Source organism: Rhizobacter sp. P2_H2 (genome assembly GCF_056403375.1).
On record NZ_JBFUFP010001636.1, the window covers coordinates 1 to 797 of the forward strand.

Here is a 797-nt window from a genome sequence, read left to right on the forward strand (position 1 = left end):
GCTTGTAGCGCTTGTCGTACTCGGGGTTGTCGTAGTTGGCGATGTTCTCGCCCTCGTGCCTGCTCTTCGAGTTGGGCCCGTACAGCAGGAACAGGAAGTTCTCCGCATCGGGGTAGTCGGCGAGCCAGCCGGCCCAGAAGATCTGGTGCTTGCCCTTCAGCGTCTTGTCCTGGTACTGGTTGAAGTCGGTCGCGCGGATCTCGAGCTGCACGCCGATCTTCGCGAACTGCTTGACCATCCAGTCGAGCTCGGCACGGAACTCCGGCGTGATCGCGCGCTGGAAGTCGTAGTTCAGCACCAGCGGGCGGCCGGTCTTCGCGTCGCGGCCGTCGGGGTAGCCGGCCTCGGCCAGCAGCTGCTTGGCCTCGTCGACCGAGCGGCGCACCACGCGGCCGTCGACCATCTTGTGCGTGATCGGGTTGTAGCCCTCGGGCGTGCCGTGGCGCGAACCGAACAGGCCGGCCGGCACCGGGCCATGCGCCGCGACGCCGCCCTTCTGGATGAAGATGCGGCCGTAGCCCTCTTCCCAGTCGATCGCGATCGAGACGGCCTGGCGCAGCTTGCGGTGGCGCTCGTCCTCTTCCGGCGTCGCGCCCTTGCCGACCACCGGGTCGAGCATGTTGAAGCCGAGGTACCAGATCGAGATGTCGACCGTCTGCGGGAACTGGAAGCCGCGCTCCTCGAAGCGCTTCTTGACCTCGTCGGAGTCGTTCGCATCGGCCAGGAAATCGGGCCCCCAGTCGACGCGCTCGACCTCGGGCTCGTCCAGGTAGCCCTGCACGAACTTGGCCTTTTAC

The 797-nt window shown here is 66.4% G+C and carries 1 protein-coding gene; it reads right to left on the reverse strand.

Annotated elements, in window-relative coordinates; genetic code table 11:
* A partial coding sequence (locus AC1D15_RS35260) for an ABC transporter substrate-binding protein (RefSeq protein ID WP_477829743.1) occupies window positions 1-781 on the reverse strand: 781 nt, incomplete at its 3' end.
* Window positions 782-797 lie beyond the last annotated feature (16 nt).